Raw genomic sequence first — 3691 nt, forward strand, 5'->3', positions numbered from 1 at the left:
GGCTGCGAGCTCCATGATCTTGACTTGGTCGGCGTCTGCCCGGTCGAGTATCCCGGACACACGCCCTTGCCGGACAGTCATGACACGGTCGCTCATTCCGAGAATTTCCGGAAGTTCCGACGAGATCATGATCACGGCCACGCCTTCGGCAGCGAGTGTCGAAATCATGCGGTGGATCTCGGCTTTGGCACCGACGTCGATACCGCGGGTAGGTTCATCGAGGATGAGCAAGCTCGGCTTTGTGAGCAGCCAGCGACCGATCAATACTTTTTGCTGATTTCCACCGGACAGATTCATGATCTTCTCGTCCATTCCCGGCGTCTTGACCCTAAGTGAGTTCTTCATCGTCTCGCACTCTTCAGACAGACGCCTCTGCTCGACAAAGCCGTTGCGTACATATCCGCCGTGCAGGGCTGCCATCTGCATATTCTGTTGAATGTCCAACAGGAGGAAACAGCCGGATTCCTTTCTGTCTTCAGTGAGAAAGGCCATTCCGTTTTCCATTGCAACGCCGGGAGAATTTACATTGACAGCCTTGCCTCTGATCTCGATCGTGCCGGCAGTCGCGGGCGTAACACCGAAGATCGTTTCGGCGATGTTGGAGCGACCGGCACCGACGAGCCCGGCAATCCCAAGAATTTCTCCTGAGCGAAGCTCAAATGAAACGTCCTCGAAAACGCCCTTGAGACAAAGGTTTTGGACACTCAGGACCACGTCCCCGATCTTTGCCGGAACCTTGGGAAACATTTGGGAGATCTCACGCCCAACCATCATGCGAATGACCTCTTCCCGAGTCAGTTCGTCCGCGAACTTGGTCGCGATGTGTTTGCCGTCCCGGAAGATCGATACTTCGTCTGCGATCTCGAAGAGCTCGTTCATCTTGTGCGTGATGTAGATGATGCCTTTTCCACGTTCCCTGAGGGTTTTGATAATACGGAAAAGATGCTCGACCTCGCGCTCGGTGAGCGCCGAGGTGGGCTCGTCCATGATCAAGACGTCGGACTCGTAAGAAACCGCTTTGGCAATTTCTACCATCTGGCGATTGGCAACCGAGAGCAGGCCGACCTTCTCGTCAGGATCCAGATCGATGCCCAACTCCTCGAAAAGCTCGGAGGTACGGCTATGCAATTCCTTGTGGTCAACGAGGCCAAAGCGATTCTTCGGCTCGCGCCTGATCCAGATATTTTCGGCAACGGTCATATGATTCATCAGATTGAGCTCCTGATGAATCATGGCGATACCGTTATCGAGTGCATCCAGCGGGCTGCTGAGGCGAATGGGAAGACCGTTGAGAAAAAACTCTCCCCCATCCGGGGTGTAAATGCCCGCAATGATTTTCATTAACGTCGACTTCCCGGCGCCGTTTTCGCCCATGAGGGCATGAACGGTGCCGCGCCTCAAACGAAAAGAGACATCATCCAGCGCAACGTTTCCCGCAAACTCCTTGCGGACGTCTTTGACTTCCAAGAGATAGTCAGCGTTTGGAACGGCGCCGCTTTCCCGAACCGCCTTGACGGTTGATGGTGAGATTTTCTGCATCTTGGCCGACCTTCTGCTTAATGAGCGTAGACGCTTTGGCTGCAGATGTGCCTTGGAGGCATATCCGCAGGTTAGCGGCGATCAGTTCTTGGCGAGGTACTTCTCGACGTTTGCCGGGTTCACGAGTTCGTAGGGTATCCACATCGGCGATACGACGTTCTCGCCCTTGGCAAGCTTGATGGCCGCGTCGACTGAGCCGGCGCCCTGCCCCAGCGCGTCCTGGAACACGGTGACGTGGAGCTCACCATTTTGCATGTAATGCATCGCTTCCTTTGTCGCATCGACGCCAGCGACGAGGACATCCTTCATGTTCCAACCGGCAGCCTTCAGCGAGTTAACGGCGCCGATGGCCATTTCGTCGTTGTTTGCAAGCACAGCGGCCGGCTTGTAGCCCGCAGTGATCCAGTTCGTCATCAAGTCCTGTGCCTTGACCGGATCCCAGTTGGCCGACTGCTCATCGATGATCTTCATGAAGTTGCATTCCGGCCTGGCTGCGACGTCATGAACCGCCTTGCTGCGCAACACAGCCGTCTCGTTCGCCAGGATGCCCTGGATGACGAGGATGCCTGCGTCTTGCGTCTTTCCCTGTTCCTTCAGAACACGGCAGACTTCCTGCGCTTGCAAAGTGCCAGCAACATACTCGTCCGAGCCGACAAACGCCGCCCTCGGTCCGAGCTCCTTCACGTCGCTCGGCGTGTTGTTGACGTAGACAAGCGGAATGCCAGCCTCCGCAGCGATCTTCGTCATCGTCGGCGTCGCCGACGTTTCCACCGTGTTGACGACGATCGCATCGACTCCGGCGGCGATGAAGTTCTGCACCTGCGATAGCTGTTTGTTGACGTCGCCTTCGGCAAATTCAATCTGCAGGGGCTGGTTTAGCTTCGCGGCCTCGTCCTTCATGCCCTGCACCAGAACCGCCAGGTTCGAGTCGCTGTGGGAGATCGTAACGCCGATGTCTCCGGCGTGCGCAGCTGAGGCCGCAAGTGCCATCATCGCAGTTCCAATGATCATTCGCTTCATGTCGGGCATTCCCCTTCTTCTTGGTCGGGTGTCCGGAAGCACCCAGGTTTACCCGGACCGCCCTCCTCCAATAAGGACGGCTTGCGGACGATCACGCTGATTGTCTAAGCTGCAGTGTAAAAGGCAGAATGATGTTTCTGGGCTGCGCTTCATCAGGAAGCCGGGTGCCGATCAATTCCGCAATTGCCGGACCAAAGTCCAAGGCGGGAACCTTTACTGTCGTAAGCCAGGGCGCCAGCCATTCATTCAGGCGATTATCGTCAAAACCGCAGACCACCAAATCTTCGGGCACATGCATGTGCCTTTCGAAAGCCGCCCTGTAGACGCCATAGGCGATCATGTCGTTGGCGCAAAATATTGAATATTTCTTGGGGTCCGCTTCGAGCAGGCGCGATGCACAGTCATAGCCAGCTTGCATCGTAAAGGCGCTCTCGAATTGAAGAACCTTTACATCATCTCCGAGCCCCGCCAGGAAGCCGTCGAGCCGTGCGGTGCTACCGGAATAGTGTCGTGGGCCATGAATGGCCACGCAGTTCGTATAACGCCGCTCGACGAAGTGGCGACCAACGGCTAGACCAGCCTGGAAATTGTCGATCCCGACATATGGTGCGAGAATTCCCTGTGCCGGGCGTCGGTTCACGAATATCAGATTGTCTTGCCTGGCGGCCAGTTCGCGTAATTTCGGCGTATCAATCGCCCCCTGCAGAACGATTGCACGAACCCTGAGCCCTAGTGCATCGGCAAGAAGCCTGTCCTGCTGTGTGGCGTTCTCGCCAGTATTGGCGAGAACCATCGAAAACCCAATCTCTTTGAGAGCACTTTCCACCGATACTGCGACATCGGCCGTGAAGTGGTTGGTCGCGTCCGGGACCAGCATCATAACGACGCGACTTTGAGACAGGCGAAGCGAGCGGCCGATTTCAGAAGGGGTATAGCCCAATGTCTTGGCCGCGCGTCGAACGCTTTCGATCTTGTGAGGAGAGACGGAGTCTGCCTTCCCAGAGAAATATCGCGACACGGTAGCCGTCGAGACACCGGATAGGCGTGCGACATCCCGGACAGTGGGAGGCTTTGACATCAATGCTAACCTATATGATTGGAGACGCGCACCAAGCTGGCACCCCTCTCCAGG

3 protein-coding genes are annotated in these 3691 nt (G+C 56.2%); all 3 read right to left on the reverse strand.

Translation table 11 applies throughout. The features are described from left to right. Positions 1-1539: sugar ABC transporter ATP-binding protein (locus tag ACSQ2W_RS27250; RefSeq protein WP_436089288.1), on the reverse strand; the 1539-nt coding region annotated here is incomplete at its 3' end. Positions 1540-1620: 81 nt separating this feature from the next. After that, complete coding sequence (locus ACSQ2W_RS27255) at positions 1621-2559, reverse strand: substrate-binding domain-containing protein (RefSeq protein ID WP_436089289.1); 939 nt, start codon at positions 2557-2559, stop codon at positions 1621-1623. Positions 2560-2650: 91 nt separating this feature from the next. Beyond that, on the reverse strand, positions 2651-3637 hold the full coding sequence (locus ACSQ2W_RS27260) for a LacI family DNA-binding transcriptional regulator (protein WP_436089290.1): 987 nt from the start codon (positions 3635-3637) through the stop codon (positions 2651-2653). Between the last annotated feature and the right edge of the window lie 54 nt (positions 3638-3691).

The organism is Pararhizobium sp. LjRoot255 (assembly GCF_964252905.1).
Taxonomy (GTDB): domain Bacteria; phylum Pseudomonadota; class Alphaproteobacteria; order Rhizobiales; family Rhizobiaceae; genus Pararhizobium.

Bases quoted from the DNA above. Each gene is read 5' to 3' on its own strand.
- ACSQ2W_RS27255 (WP_436089289.1), bottom strand. From the start codon at position 2,559: ATGAAGCGAATGATCATTGGAACTGCGATGATGGCACTTGCGGCCTCA.
- ACSQ2W_RS27260 (WP_436089290.1), bottom strand. From the start codon at position 3,637: ATGTCAAAGCCTCCCACTGTCCGGGATGTCGCACGCCTATCCGGTGTC.